Here is a 13214-nt window from a genome sequence, read left to right as displayed (position 1 = left end):
CCCCGCCGATGGGAATCCGCCTGCCCACCTGGGTCTGGATCGGCGCGGTCGCGTTGTCGTGCGTGGCCGGCATGGTGAACGTCGTCGGCTTCCTCGGCTTCGAGCACCAGGCGGTCAGCCACATGACCGGCAGCACCAGCCAGCTGGGCATGGCACTGGCGCAGGGTAACTGGCGTGCAGTCGGTCATCTGTGGGGGCTGCTGATCGCCTTCTCGCTGGGCGCGATGCTCAGCGGCCTGCTGATCCAGGACAGTGTCCTGCAGCTGGGGCGCCGGTACGGCGTTGCACTGGCGCTGGAATCGGCCCTGCTGCTGGTCGCCATTCCGCTGTTCGAACAGCAGCAGATCTGGGGCGCGCTGGCTGCCGCCATGGCCTGTGGCCTGCAGAACGCGATGGCCACCACCTTCAGCGGCGCGGTGGTGCGCACTACTCATCTCAGCGGCATGTTCACCGATCTGGGCATCGGCCTCGGCCACCTGCTGCGCGGGCTGCCGCTGCAGGTGCGGCGCCTGACCCTCAGCGGGCTGATCATCAGCGGCTTCCTCGCCGGCGGCGTCATCGGCGCGTGGCTGTTCGTGCGCTGGCAGTACGATGCCCTGCTCGCCCCCGCCCTGCTGACCGGCCTGACCGGGCTGGGTTACGTGCTGTACCAGCAGTGGGCACGTTGGCGCCATTGAGGGTCGCGCTGCGGGCGCCCGGGGGTCAGATCCCTCTTTTTCCTGTGAAATGGGATCTGACCCCGCCTGACGGATCAAAGGCATCCGCGCATGGCATGGATCTACCCGCGCATGCGGGACCACGGCACAATCGCGGAATGAGCCCGACCACTCCCGTCTCTGCCCTCACCATCGCCGGTTCCGATTCCGGTGGTGGCGCCGGCATCCAGGCCGACCTGAAGGCCTTCGCCGCGCATCGCGTGCATGGCCTGTCGGCGATCGCCGCGCTGACCGCACAGAACACCCGCGGCGTCACCGCCGTGCACGTGCCGCCGATCGACTTCCTGCGTGCACAGCTGGAAGCCTGCTTCGACGACTTCGACATCCACGCCGTGAAGCTGGGCATGCTTGCCAATGCCGAGGTCATCCATGCCGTCGCAGACGCGCTGGAGCGGCACCGGCCGCCGCATGTGGTGCTGGACCCGGTGATGGTCGCCACCAGTGGCGCGCGCCTGCTGGAAGACAGCGCACTGCAGGCCATGCGCGAACGCCTGATCCCACTGGCCACGCTGATCACCCCGAATGCGCCCGAGGCGGAACTGCTGGTGGGCCGCAACATCGGCAGCGGCGAAGACGCCGAACAGGCTGCCTCCGCGCTGCTCGACCTCGGTGCCGGCGCCGTGCTGCTGAAGGGCGGACATCTGCTTGAAGGCACGCGCGTGATCGACCGCTACTTCGATGGCGTCAGCAGCGAAGAGTTCATCCATACCCGCCTGCCACTGGATGCGCACGGCACCGGCTGCACGCTGGCTTCGGCCATTGCTGCGCAGCTGTGCAACGGCCTGAGCCTGACCAACGCCTGCGAAGCCGGCATCGACTACGTTGCACGCGGCCTGCAGCAAGGCTATGCGCCGGGCCGCAGCGAAGTGCTGGTGCTCGACCATTTCGGCGCGGCACCGCACGCGTGACGCCGGCACCAGCCACCGTTGCCGTGCAGTGCGACGATGACCACCGCTATGAAGTGATCGCCTGCGTGCCCGCACAGCCGATCACACGCTTGCTGTGGCTGCCTGCACTGGGCGTGGCCGCGCGCCACTACCTGCCGTTGGCGCAGGCGCTGGCAGCAAAAGGGGTGGCGGTGTACCTGCATGAGTGGCGCGGCAACGGCAGCAGTTCACTGCGGCCGTCGCGCACGCAGGACTGGGGCTATCGCGAACTACTGGAACAGGATCTGCCAGGCAGTCAGGCCGTGTTGGCCACGGCAGATGCCGAATCCGGCGCCCTGCCCTGGATCATCGGCGGCCACAGCCTGGGCGGGCAGCTGGCCTGCGTGCATGCCGGCCGCAACCCGCAGCACTTCAACCGGCTGTGGCTGGCCGCCAGCGGCTCACCGTTCTGGCGCGGCTTTCCGCCACCGCGCGGCTGGCTGCTGCCGCTGGTGTACCGTTTCCTGCCGTGGATCGCGCAGCGCCAGGGCGTGCTGCCTGGCCGTCGCCTCGGCTTCGGTGGCACTGAAGCACGCGGGCTGATCGCCGACTGGGCGCGCGTGGGCCTGAACAACCACTACGCTGCTGTCGGCATGGATGAAGACCTGGACGCACAGATGGCGCGCGTGCACGGCAGCGCACAGGCAGTGCTGATGGAACACGACTGGCTGGCACCGCCCGGATCAATGCAGACGCTGCTGGCAAAACTGCCGAATGTGGCCGCACGGCTATGCGTGCTGACCGCGCAGGAACTGGGCACGCGCGACGACCATTTCGCATGGCTGAAGGCCCCAGAGGCTGTGGCGGAGCGCTTTCTCATTCAGTTGGATGAAAATTTTCACAAAACTGTTGACGGTGCGCGCCGACATCCGCATAATTCCGCTCCTGTCGCAGGGCGCCCGTAGCTCAGTTGGATAGAGTACCTGGCTACGAACCAGGCGGTCGGGAGTTCGAATCTCTCCGGGCGCACCACTCGACAGGTTTCCAGCATCCGCCGCTGGAAATGAAGTAAAATTAAGCAGTGAATTGATTGTGTACCGCGCGCCCGTAGCTCAGTTGGATAGAGTACCTGGCTACGAACCAGGCGGTCGGGAGTTCGAATCTCTCCGGGCGCACCATACACAGTCAGCACAACAAGTTTATGTAATTGGCGCCCGTAGCTCAGTTGGATAGAGTACCTGGCTACGAACCAGGCGGTCGGGAGTTCGAATCTCTCCGGGCGCACCATTACACCGAAACAGCAGGCCTCGGCCTGCTGTTTTTTTATGTGCGTTTTTCGGCAGGGCTGCGCCCTGCACCTGCAGAGGCTTCAAGCCAAGGCAACGGCAAAAGCTGGCATTCCCCGCTTTGGCGGGGCGGTGCCGGAGTGCGGGGACGGCGCAAGTACATCCATGTAGCCTTGGCAGCCGCATCCATGCGGCTGACACCCCGCACTCCGACACCGTCCCACCTCTGACAGATGCTCGCGATCTGATGGATCCACGCCATGCGTGGATGAATCTCCATCGGAATCGAATATTTGGGATCAAGATCGAAAAGCATCCACGCATGGCGTGGATCTATCGTGTCGACCAAGGTCGACACACACCAACAGCCGCAGGAATGTGTCGAAGTCGGGGTGGGTCCGGTTGCGGGAGTGTCCGCGGCATGGATGCCGCGGCCAAGCCCCCATGGACGGGTTTACGGCGTCTCCCGCAACCGGATCCACCCCGCCATCCCTCAGCAAACCAGCTTCTGCTGTTGCTGTTGCTGTTGCTGTTGCCGTTGCTCTGGATCGTAGCGGGTGCAGGGCGCAGCCCTGCCGTACGCCTACCCCCTGGCCATCGCCTGCCACCACTGCGAAAGCAGCTCCGGCCTGCGCAGGCGCTCTCGCCACCAGCGCAATGCAGCGCCATCCTCACCGGTGCGCCAAGCCAGCCAGAAGGTCTCTTCCGGCTTGTGTTCCTCCACCTCGCGGATCACCAGCTGGCCGCGTGCCACCGCCGCGCGCGCGCAGGGTTCAGGCAGGAAGCCGAAGCCCACGCCTTCGCACTGCAGTTTCAGCTTGCTGGCCATGTCCGGCACCGTCAGCATCTCCTGCCCCATCAACAGGCCGACCGTGCGTGGCAACAACCGCCGCGCCGAATCGGAGACGGCGATCGCGCAGTGCTCGACCAACTGTTCGCGCCCGAGCATACCGTCCACGGCGGCCAGAGGATGGCTGGGCGCCACTGCGAACACAAACTCCACCGTGCCCAGCGGCTCCACCACGTAACCGCCGCCACTGGGGCCCTCGCCCGGTGCACCGACCAGCAGGTCGGCACGCCGATCCAGCAAGGCCTCCCAGGTACCCGACAGCGCCTCGCCGATCAGCCGCAGCCGGGTCGGTGCCTCGGTCTCACGGAACGCGGCGATGTCCGGTCCAAGCAGCCAGGTCGGGAACACTGAATCCACCGCCAGGGTCAGCTCGGTCTCCCAGCCGGATGCCACCCGGCGCACCCGCAGCTCCAGCTCACGGGCGGCGCGCAGCAGATGCCGGCCCTCGTCCAGCAGCGCGCGCCCTGCTTCGGTCGGCTCGGCGCGCGGCCCGACCCGGTCGAACAGCTGTACGCCCAGGTCCTCCTCCAGCTTGGCCACGGTGTAGGAGATGGTCGAGGGCACCTTGTGCAGCGCCTTGCCAGCGCCGGCGAACGAGCCGCGGCGGTCGATGGCGTCCAGGATCTGCAGGGCATCGAGGCTGAGCTTGAGCATTCGAATTTTTCGATGGTAGCTGTGAAAACTATCCGTTTTTCAAACCCATGGCGCAAGCGGATACTTCTCTCCAACCGGGAAACACAACGGCTACCGGCCCACCCCGCCCCATCGAAACCATCGAACAAGGAGATTCCATCATGCTGCAGATCCGCAAGAGCGCTACCCGTGGCCTGGCCGAGCATGGCTGGCTGTCCTCACGCCACACCTTCTCGTTCGCCAACTACTACGACCCGCGTTACGTCAGCTTCGGGCCGCTGCGGGTAATCAACGAAGACAAGGTGATCGGTGGCCAGGGCTTCGGCACCCACGGCCACAGCAACATGGAGATCATCTCCTACGTGCTGGGTGGTGCGCTGGAGCACAAGGACTCGATGGGCACCGGTTCGGTACTGCGCTACGGCGACGTGCAGCGCATGAGCGCCGGCAGCGGCGTCACCCACAGCGAGTTCAACCACTCGGCCGACGAGACCGTGCACTTCCTGCAGATCTGGATCTTCCCGGACACCGAGAACATCGCGCCGTCCTACGAGGAGACCCACTTCACGCCGGACAGCAAGCGCGGCCAGCTGCGCCTGATCGCTTCGCCGGACGGTGCCGACGGTTCGCTGCGCATCCACCAGGATGCCCGCATCTTCGCCACCATCCTCGATGGCGGCCAGAAGCTTCATCACGCGCTCGGCAACGGTCGTGGCGCCTATGTGCAGGTGGCGCGTGGCCAGCTGCAGGTGAACGGCATCACCCTGGAAGCCGGTGATGCGCTGCAGGTCAGCGACGAAGCGCAGCTGACCCTGGAAAACGGCAACGACGCCGAAGTGCTGGTGTTCGACCTGCCGCTGTAACCACAACGCCCGCGATGCTGCAAAGCATCGCGGGCGCATTCCTCTACAGCCGAGCCGTCCGCGGCTCTAGAACACCCTCGTCAGAAACTGTAGTTCAAGGTGAGCCGTACATTGCGCGGCTGACCCCAGGTGTAGGTGCTGTACCAGTTGAAGATCATGTAGCAACGCTTGTCGAGCAGATCGTTGACGTTGACCGTGGCCAACAGGCGATCATTGAACTGATAGCGCGCCATCGCATCAAGCAACCAGTACGGCTGCCTGCGATGCACCACTTTGGCCTGCGTGGCCGGGTTGGTGATCTCGCCGAAGGTCAAATCCTGCCAGCGCGCCACCGCCCAGCGCCAGCCGCTTCCAGTCACCACGCAGGCGATGGCTGCTGTGCACGCTGAACTGGTTTTCCGGCTCCAGCGCCTGCACGCCGTCACTGCCCTTGCGCTGCAGTTCCAGGATCACCTTGGCCCAATGTGCGGCCCCACCCCCAGAATCCGTGGACGAGGAGGATGGTCGGTGTCGCGCTCATGCGCAGATCTCAGGCAGCGGGCGACGGAATGCCAACCGTGCCGCCACTGTCCCCGTGCGGCACTGGCCATGGGTGACGCGATCGGGTCACTGCAATCGTATGCGTCGCCCGATGTCACGCATGGCACTTGCCGAGCCGGCTTGCAAACGTTTTCATGAGTATCCCCTGGAGCTTCGCATCGCGCATGACGCCCTCATCCCCACGTGCCCAGCAGCACGCCACCCGTGCCGCCTTCTTCATTCCCGGATTCGCCACCGCCGCATGGGCGCCGATGGTGCCCTATGCCAAGGTCAAGGCCGGGCTGTCCGACGCCAGTCTCGGTGCCGTGCTGCTGTGCCTTGGGCTCGGCTCGCTGCTGGCGATGCCGTTGGCGGGTGCGCTGACCGGGCGGCTGGGCTGCCGCCGGGTGATGGTGGTCACTTGTGCGATGACGCTGTGCGCCCTGCCCTTGCTGGTGCTGGCGCCCTCGCCCATGGCGCTGGGCGCAGCCCTGTTCCTGTTCGGCGCCGGTGTCGGTGCGCTCGATTGTGCAATGAACATGCAGGCGGTCGCGGTCGAGCGCGACGCCGGGCGCGCGATGATGTCCGGCTTCCATGCCTTCTACAGCATCGGGGGCTTCGTCGGTGCCGGCTGCATGACCGGCATGCTGATCCTGGGCACGCCGCTGTGGCTGGCCGCGCTGGTTTCGGTGGCGGCGCTGCTGCTGGTCACGGTGCTGTCGGCGCCACACTGGCGTCCGCAACGGATCCTGCACGAAGGACCGTTGCTGGCACTGCCGCACGGCGTAGTGTTGTTCATCGGCGTGCTGGCCTTCGTGGTGTTCCTCGCCGAGGGCTCGATGCTGGACTGGAGCGCAGTGTTCCTGGCCGAAGTGCGGCAAGTACCACGCGACCAGGCCGGCGCCGGCTTCGCGCTGTTCACCCTGGCGATGACCGCGATGCGGTTGTTCGGCGATGGCATCGTCGAGCGACTTGGCCGCACCCGCACGATCGTGATCGGCGGCATCACTGCAGCGGCCGGCTTCAGCCTCGCCACGCTGGTGCCATCGTTCCCGGTGGTACTGGCCGGCTACGTGCTGGTCGGGCTGGGCTGCGCCAATATCGTGCCGGCGCTGTTCTCGATGGCCGGCCAGCAGCGGGTGATGCCGGAGAGCATCGCGATCACCGCGGTCACCACCCTGGGCTACGCCGGCATACTCGCCGGCCCGGCAGCGATCGGTGCACTGGCTCACGGCACCAGCCTCGGCTTCGCCTTCCTGTGCGTGGCCGCCCTGCTGCTGGGCGTCGCGGCGTCTGCCCGCTCACTGGCACGACGCGTCGCCTGACAGAGAAAGGGGACGGAGGGGATCAAGTCGTTTCCCGCACTCCCGGGTTAGAAACGACTTGATCCCCTCCGTCCCCTTTTCTCAGCTGCGCGCCAGCCACTCGGCCTGGGCCGGCAACTGGGGGGCTGGGCAGGCACCCTGCGGAGGGTCTTCGTCACGCGCCATCCAGTCATCGACCACGCCGGCCAGCAGGTCCAGCCGCAGCGGCAGGGTGATGTGGTCCTCGCCGCGCATTTCGATGTAGTGCGCGCGTGGATTGGCCTGAGCCAGTTCGCGGCCCTGGCTGACCGGAATGTGCTGGTCGCCCTGTCCGTGCAGCAGCAGCACGCAGGCGCGGGTATCAGCCAGCGCGCGTGCCACGTCCACACGGTCCAGATCGACGTCGATGCGGCGGCTGGCGGCAGCGATCACCTGGTTGATGTCCTGGCCGCCATAGCGCCAGCGCGCGTAGGATGCCACCGCCTGCGCCTTCAGTCCTTCCGGCTGCAACCCCATCAGGTGCGGGATCATCGTGCGGATCGCCACGCCGGCGTTGGCGAAAGACTCCATCGCCACCACGCCCGCCACCTGGTCGCCCAGTTTGTCGGCCGTGAACACCGCCGTGGCGGCGCCATAGGACACGCCGAACAGGTACAGCGGGCCGGTCACTTCACCACGCGCGCGCAGCTCCCCGATCACATCCACCACGTCATCCGATTCATAGGTGCCATAGCCGGACGGGCCGGTGCCGGACTGGCCATGGTTGCGCAGATCGAGGGTCACCACGCGGTAGCCGGACTCAGCCAGCTGCAGCGACCACGGCAGCATCGAATCACCGTTCATCATCCAGCCGTGCAGCAACACCACGGTGCCGCGCGGCGCCTGTGCGCGGAACGGCTGCGGCACCGCCAGTCTCAGACCGGTGTCCAGCGGCAGTCCGTTTTCATGACGCTGCGGCAGGTAGCGGTAGCGCGCACCGTAATCGCCGGGGTCGAATACGCGCCAGAAGATCGGCACGCCATCGCGGCCCGGCGCGAAGCCATGGCGGTTGGGCAGTTCGGCGATGGCCGCGGCGATGCGCGGACGATCAAGCAGGGTCGACACGCCACCCGGCGCGATCAGCCGATCGGCGAGCGACGTGGACGAGGCATTGATCGAAGACGAGCATGCAGCCAGCCACAGGCCGGCGCACGCCAGCAACAACAGCAGCAGGCGCTTCATGGGCGATCAGAGGAAGGTGTGACAGCGTGGCAGGTTAGCGACGCGGTCGCTTGCCATCTATCGCGCGCGGATGACGGCTTGATGACAACGCAGGGATGATTCAGCTTGGTGCACAGGCTGTATCCGTTCAGTCATTGACCCGGATCAATGAACGCGCGCGCTGCAATGCCCACAGTGCCACGATGCGCACCTCGCTCAAGCTCTCCCTTGCCCTGGCCGCCACCGTGGCCGCTGCCTACGGCATCGCCCGCACCACGCCCCACTGGTTCGCGCCGCGACAGGCGGCACAGGTCGACATCCACGACCCGGCACTGATAGCGCAGGGCCAGTACCTGTCGCGCGCCGCCGACTGCGCGGCCTGCCATACCGCACCGGGCGGCAAGCCGTTCGCCGGTGGCCTCGGCATGCAGACGCCGATGGGCACGATCTACTCGACCAACATCACGCCCGATGCCGAAACCGGCATCGGCGGCTACGACTATGCCGACTTCGAGCGCGCCGTGCGCCGCGGCATCCGCCACGACGGCCAACCGCTGTACCCGGCGATGCCATATGCCTCCTACGTGATCGCCAGCGATGCCGAGATCAAGGCGCTGTACGCCTACTTCATGGGGTCGGTGCAGCCGGTGAAACAGGGCAACGCCGACAGCACGATTCCATGGCCGGCCAGCATGCGCTGGCCGCTGGCATGGTGGCAGCTGCTGTTCGCACGCCCGCGCAGTTTCACGCCGGATCCGTCGCTGGATGCCGGCCAGCAGCGCGGTGCCGAACTAGTGGAAGGCCTGGCTCACTGCGGTGCCTGCCATACACCGCGTGGCTTGGCTTTCCAGGAAAAGGCGATGACCGACGATGGCAGCCTCCAGTTCCTGTCCGGTTCGGTGCTGGAAGGCTGGTATGCGAAGAACCTGCGCAATGAATCGACCGGGTTGGCCAGCTGGAGTGAAGGCGAGATCGTCGACTTCCTGCGCACCGGCCGCACCGATCGCTCGGCGGCCTTCGGCGGCATGGCCGACGTGGTCGAGCACAGCACGCAGTACCTGTCCGACGCCGACCTGTTGGCGATGGCGCGTTATCTGAAGCAGCTGCCCGCCCGCGACGGGCGCAGCGCGCAGTGGTCGCCCGCAGCCGACACCACCACCGCAGCGTTGCGCGGGGGTGACTACCGCGTGGCCGGTGCGCTGGCCTATGCCGAACACTGCCAGGCCTGCCACCGCGCCGACGGCCGCGGCGTCCCGCGCATCTATCCGGCGTTGGCCGGCAACTCGATCGTGTTCGCTGACGATCCCAGTTCGCTGGTGCAGGTGACGCTGATCGGCGGCCGCATGCCGCATACGCCGCATGACCGCATGGCCTTCACCATGCCCGGCTTTGAGCACCTGCCGAACACGGAGCTGGCCCGGATACTGACCTTCATCCGCAGCAGCTGGGGCAACCAGGCCAGCGCGGTGAGCGAGGTCGACGTGGCGCGGATGCGCCGGGTGGTGCGCGACAAGCCGGTGCACTACGTTCCGCAGGAGGCCACACCATGAAGCGCTCGCGCCGGCGCTCCCGTCGGCTCATTGGTGGTGCCATCGCCGTGGTGCTGCTGGCCGCTGCCGGCACTCTGGCCTACCCGCATCTGGCCCCCGACCTGGATGCCGCTGCAGCCCGCCCATTCGACCTGCTTGATGCACAGGGCAACGTGGTCGGGCACTATCAGCCGCCCAGCGCCGAGGAAATCGCCGCACTCGGCAACGCCGAGTCAGTGATGCTCGGCCGCCGCCTGCTCAACGAAACCGCGCGGCTGCTGCCCGACAACGTCGGCAACGATCTGAACTGCAACTCGTGCCACATGGCCGAGGGCAAGCGGCCGTTCGGCAACCATTACTTCAACACCGGTGGCGGGGCCTATCCGCGCTACATGCCGCGTCCAGGCAAGGTGATCGGGCTGGCCGAGCGCATCAACGGCTGCCTGCAGCGTTCGATGAACGGCAAGCCGTTGCCGAAGGACGCGCCGCAGATGCGCGCGATGCTCGACTACATGGCGTGGCTGAGCAATCCTGTACCAGACGGTGCAAAGGTCGCCGCCCCAAGCGAAGGACCGATCGACAGCACACTGATCCCGGACCCGAATCGCGGCCAGGCGCTGTACGCCGTGCAGTGCGCAGCGTGTCACGGCGACAACGGCGAAGGCCGGCGCGACGCCAGCGGTGACATCGCCTTCCCACCGCTGTGGGGCGACCACAGCTTCAACATCGGCGCCGGCATGGCGCGCCTCTACAAGGCTGCCGGTTTCGTCAAGCACAACATGCCACCGGCCGTGACCCGCGAGCCCCCGCTCGGGCAGCAGGTGATGCCCGACCAGGATGCGGTGGACATCGCCAGCTACTTCATCAACCCGCCGCGGCCGGACTTCGCCGACAAGGCCAAGGACTGGCCGCGCGACCCGAAACCCAAGGACGCGCGGTACTGACAGGCAAGCGGCCGGAGGCACCGGCCGTCACAGAACACGGTTCCTGCATCTCTACGTCATGCCGATGTCATTGGCACTGCCGACACTCCGGGGCCTCCCTCTGCTGAAGGTCCGGTTTCGATGCGAACGATTGCGCGCTTTCCCCGTGTTTCGCTGCTTGCCCTGCTGATCGCCCCTGCATTGGACGCTCTGGCCGAAGCACCGCAAGGCGACGCGGCCGAGGCGCGTAGCCCTGATGCCCGCACCCTGGACCAGGTGCAGGTGATCGGCCAGGCCACCAGCTACGCCAAGACCTCGGTGCGCGCGGAAACCCTGAACCGGCAGACGGTGATGAGCAGTGTCAACGATGCGCTCAATGAAGTGCCGGGTGTGGTGGTCAGCGAAGCCGACGCCACCGGTTCGTCGGTATGGGGCACGCAGATCAGCATGCGCGGCTTCGTCACCAACCGCGATACGCAGCAGATCGGCACCACCATCGACGGCCTGCCCAATGGCGGCTCGGGTTACGGTGGCGGTTCGCTGGCCAACCGCTACATCGACACGCTCGACCTGGAAACGGTGGAAGTCAGCCAGGGCACTGCCGATATTTCCTCGCGTTCCAATGAAGCACTGGGCGGCACGCTGAACTTCCTCACCAGCGACCCCCTGCAGGACACCCGCCTGCGCTTCGTAATCGGCGCCGGTGACAACGAAGCACGCAAGTACTACGTGCGCTACGACACCGGCCTGCTCGGCGGCCACACCCGTGCCTGGGTCAGCGCCTCTTCGTCGAAGGTACACGACTGGATCGATGGCACCGGCCACGCCAGCAACGACCATATCGCCGGCAAGTTCATCAGCGAACTGGACCGCTGGACGCTGACCGGCTACCTGTCCTACAACGACGCAGACGAGCCGGAGTACACCAGCGTCTCGCCGACGGGCTTCGCCACCAACCCGGAGCGCGACAACCTGGTCGGCACCCTCACCGGCATTCCCTACCTGGACCAGAACTACCGTTCCGGTTCCCGCGCGTTGCGCGAGAACACCTTCGGCTACCTGCGCGCAGCCTTTGACGGCGGAAATGGTTTCAAGGCCTCGATGGCCGCCTACGGGCACCGCATGCAAGGCCGTGGCGACTGGCTGCCACCGTACCTGGCGCAGGTCAGCGATGACGGTGCGGGCCGCCCCGAGTCGGAGTACATCGGAGGAAAGACCGTGTACGGCGGCAGCAACCGTGGCCAGATCTTCTTCGTCAATCCCGATGGCAGCGCCGCGCAGCGCCGGGCCAGCTGCACCCCGCGCCCGGGCTTTACCGCCGAGTACGATCCGAACTGCTACGCCGGCAATGTGCTGGGCGCGCAGTCGTACCGCCACACGCACTACGACAACGACCGCATGGGCGTGACCGCCGACGTTGAATGGCGGCAGACCTTCGGCAGGGTCGACAACACCATCCGCGGCGGCCTGTGGACGGAAAAGCTGGAGCGCTCGGCACGCCGTGACTGGCATCGCCTGCTCGCTGTCGGCCAGAGCATCGACTTCGACCACCAACCGTACTGGGTGCAGTTCGAGGACAAATACAAGGTCGACGAGCAGATGTACTACGTCGAGGACGTGGCGCGCTTCGGCCCATTCAGCGCGCGCGTGGGCGTGAAGCAGTTCTTCGTCGACCAGTCTCGTCACCGCGTGATCGGTGCCAGCGAGCACGTGACCTCCGATTCCAAGTCCGATCCGCTGCTGTCGACCGGCTTCACCTGGGCACCGGGCGTGGAAGGCATGGAGCTGTTCGCCGGCTTCTCGCAGAACTTCGCCGCGATTCCCTCCGGCGTGCTTGGCGAGACCGACCCGCAGCGCTTCCGCAACGTCGAGCCGGAAACCGCCGACAACATCGAAGTGGGCATGCGCATCAGCCGCTGGCCGCTGACCGCCTCGGTCACGCTGTACAACATCAAGTTCGACAACCGCATCGTCTACCTGCCGGCCGGCTTCGTCAGCGGTATCGATTACCTGGGCGAGACCGACGGCGTCTACGAGAATTTCGGCGGCGTGGAAAGCAACGGCCTGGAAGCGGCGTTCGGCTATGGCTGGGACAATGGCTGGCGGATCAATGCGGCCTACACCTACAACCGCTCCAAGTACCTGGGCAGCGGCAATGCCGCACGTGATACCCAGCTGGGCATCGTCGACGGTGCCAAGGTGATCGGCCAGCCGGAGAACACCCTGGTGCTGTCGGCCGACTGGCAGGGCGCCAACTGGAACTTCGGCCTCTCCGGCCGTTACCTGGGCACGCGCTATCTGGACGCTGTCAACGTCAACAAGCTGCCGTCGGCCACGGTGTTCAACGCCAACCTCGGCTTCGACCTGCAGGGCCTGTCGCCGCGCCTGAAGGGCATGGGCGCCAACCTGGTGGTGAGCAACCTCACCGACAAGCGGTATCTTGCAGGGGTGGACGGCCGCGACAACGCCTTCATCGGCGCCCCGCGCACCGTCGGCATCTCCTTCCGTGTGGACCTGTGAGTGAA

The 13214-nt window shown here is 66.4% G+C and carries 10 protein-coding genes, 3 tRNA genes and 1 pseudogene; 11 read left to right on the top strand and 3 right to left on the bottom strand.

The window, feature by feature from the left end; genetic code table 11:
* Window positions 1-8 precede the first annotated feature (8 nt).
* The 6 genes from QZ853_RS04555 to QZ853_RS04530 all read left to right on the top strand — a co-directional run bounded on the left by QZ853_RS04555 (window position 9) and on the right by QZ853_RS04530 (window position 2869).
* Window positions 9-677: a YoaK family protein gene (locus QZ853_RS04555; protein ID WP_295571066.1), complete on the top strand. Its 669-nt coding sequence runs from the start codon at window positions 9-11 to the stop codon at window positions 675-677.
* A gap of 137 nt (window positions 678-814) precedes the next feature.
* The gene (thiD, locus tag QZ853_RS04550; protein ID WP_295571064.1) at window positions 815-1624 is read left to right on the top strand and encodes a bifunctional hydroxymethylpyrimidine kinase/phosphomethylpyrimidine kinase; all 810 of its coding nucleotides are present in this window, start codon (window positions 815-817) and stop codon (window positions 1622-1624) included.
* On the top strand, window positions 1621-2547 hold the full coding sequence (locus tag QZ853_RS04545; protein ID WP_295571062.1) for an alpha/beta fold hydrolase: 927 nt from the start codon (window positions 1621-1623) through the stop codon (window positions 2545-2547). Before thiD ends, QZ853_RS04545 begins: the two co-directional genes overlap by 4 nt.
* A tRNA-Arg gene (locus QZ853_RS04540) sits at window positions 2538-2614 on the top strand. Before QZ853_RS04545 ends, QZ853_RS04540 begins: the two co-directional genes overlap by 10 nt.
* A gap of 69 nt (window positions 2615-2683) precedes the next feature.
* Window positions 2684-2760: transfer RNA gene (locus QZ853_RS04535), tRNA-Arg, on the top strand.
* A gap of 32 nt (window positions 2761-2792) precedes the next feature.
* A tRNA-Arg gene (locus QZ853_RS04530) sits at window positions 2793-2869 on the top strand.
* Window positions 2870-3451: 582 nt separating this feature from the next.
* Here QZ853_RS04530 and QZ853_RS04525 read toward each other — a convergent pair.
* A complete protein-coding gene (locus QZ853_RS04525; RefSeq protein WP_295571061.1) occupies window positions 3452-4372 on the bottom strand; it encodes a LysR family transcriptional regulator in 921 nt (306 codons plus the stop codon).
* A gap of 140 nt (window positions 4373-4512) precedes the next feature.
* Between QZ853_RS04525 and QZ853_RS04520 the strand changes: the two genes are divergently transcribed.
* On the top strand, window positions 4513-5214 hold the full coding sequence (locus QZ853_RS04520; protein WP_286071614.1) for a pirin family protein: 702 nt from the start codon (window positions 4513-4515) through the stop codon (window positions 5212-5214).
* 80 nt (window positions 5215-5294) lie between these two features.
* Here QZ853_RS04520 and QZ853_RS04515 read toward each other — a convergent pair.
* Window positions 5295-5622 (bottom strand): annotated as a pseudogene (locus QZ853_RS04515) (TonB-dependent receptor); the annotation flags it as partial.
* A gap of 296 nt (window positions 5623-5918) precedes the next feature.
* On the opposite strand from QZ853_RS04515, the gene QZ853_RS04510 reads away from it, so the two are divergent.
* Window positions 5919-7058, top strand: coding sequence for an MFS transporter (locus QZ853_RS04510; RefSeq protein WP_295571141.1), 1140 nt, complete (start codon window positions 5919-5921; stop codon window positions 7056-7058).
* A gap of 81 nt (window positions 7059-7139) precedes the next feature.
* On the opposite strand, the gene QZ853_RS04505 is transcribed toward QZ853_RS04510, so the two are convergent.
* Window positions 7140-8258: an alpha/beta fold hydrolase gene (locus QZ853_RS04505; protein ID WP_295571060.1), complete on the bottom strand. Its 1119-nt coding sequence runs from the start codon at window positions 8256-8258 to the stop codon at window positions 7140-7142.
* Between the two features lie 182 nt (window positions 8259-8440).
* Here QZ853_RS04505 and QZ853_RS04500 point away from each other — a divergent pair, with 182 nt between their 5' ends.
* The 3 genes from QZ853_RS04500 to QZ853_RS04490 all read left to right on the top strand — a co-directional run bounded on the left by QZ853_RS04500 (window position 8441) and on the right by QZ853_RS04490 (window position 13209).
* Entirely contained in the window at window positions 8441-9787 is a 1347-nt protein-coding gene (locus QZ853_RS04500) for a cytochrome c (RefSeq protein ID WP_295571059.1), read from the top strand.
* Complete coding sequence (locus QZ853_RS04495; protein WP_295571057.1) at window positions 9784-10710, top strand: c-type cytochrome; 927 nt, start codon at window positions 9784-9786, stop codon at window positions 10708-10710. The genes QZ853_RS04500 and QZ853_RS04495 overlap by 4 nt, the downstream gene beginning before the upstream one ends.
* 120 nt (window positions 10711-10830) lie before the next feature.
* Window positions 10831-13209 carry a TonB-dependent receptor gene (locus tag QZ853_RS04490; RefSeq protein WP_295571055.1) on the top strand — a complete coding sequence of 793 codons (2379 nt, stop codon included), beginning with the start codon at window positions 10831-10833 and terminating at the stop codon, window positions 13207-13209.
* The last annotated feature ends 5 nt before the right edge of the window (window positions 13210-13214 follow it).

The sequence above is a fragment of the uncultured Stenotrophomonas sp. genome, assembly GCF_913778665.1.
Classification (GTDB): Bacteria; Pseudomonadota; Gammaproteobacteria; order Xanthomonadales; family Xanthomonadaceae; genus Stenotrophomonas.
This window is presented reverse-complemented; position numbering and strand designations above follow the sequence as displayed.

Bases quoted from the DNA above. Each gene is read 5' to 3' on its own strand.
- QZ853_RS04525 (WP_295571061.1), bottom strand. From the start codon at position 4,372: ATGCTCAAGCTCAGCCTCGATGCCCTGCAGATCCTGGACGCCATCGAC.
- QZ853_RS04500 (WP_295571059.1), top strand. From the start codon at position 8,441: ATGCGCACCTCGCTCAAGCTCTCCCTTGCCCTGGCCGCCACCGTGGCC.
- QZ853_RS04495 (WP_295571057.1), top strand. From the start codon at position 9,784: ATGAAGCGCTCGCGCCGGCGCTCCCGTCGGCTCATTGGTGGTGCCATC.
- QZ853_RS04520 (WP_286071614.1), top strand. From the start codon at position 4,513: ATGCTGCAGATCCGCAAGAGCGCTACCCGTGGCCTGGCCGAGCATGGC.
- QZ853_RS04510 (WP_295571141.1), top strand. From the start codon at position 5,919: ATGACGCCCTCATCCCCACGTGCCCAGCAGCACGCCACCCGTGCCGCC.
- QZ853_RS04505 (WP_295571060.1), bottom strand. From the start codon at position 8,258: ATGAAGCGCCTGCTGCTGTTGTTGCTGGCGTGCGCCGGCCTGTGGCTG.
- thiD (WP_295571064.1), top strand. From the start codon at position 815: ATGAGCCCGACCACTCCCGTCTCTGCCCTCACCATCGCCGGTTCCGAT.
- QZ853_RS04490 (WP_295571055.1), top strand. From the start codon at position 10,831: ATGCGAACGATTGCGCGCTTTCCCCGTGTTTCGCTGCTTGCCCTGCTG.
- QZ853_RS04555 (WP_295571066.1), top strand. From the start codon at position 9: ATGGGAATCCGCCTGCCCACCTGGGTCTGGATCGGCGCGGTCGCGTTG.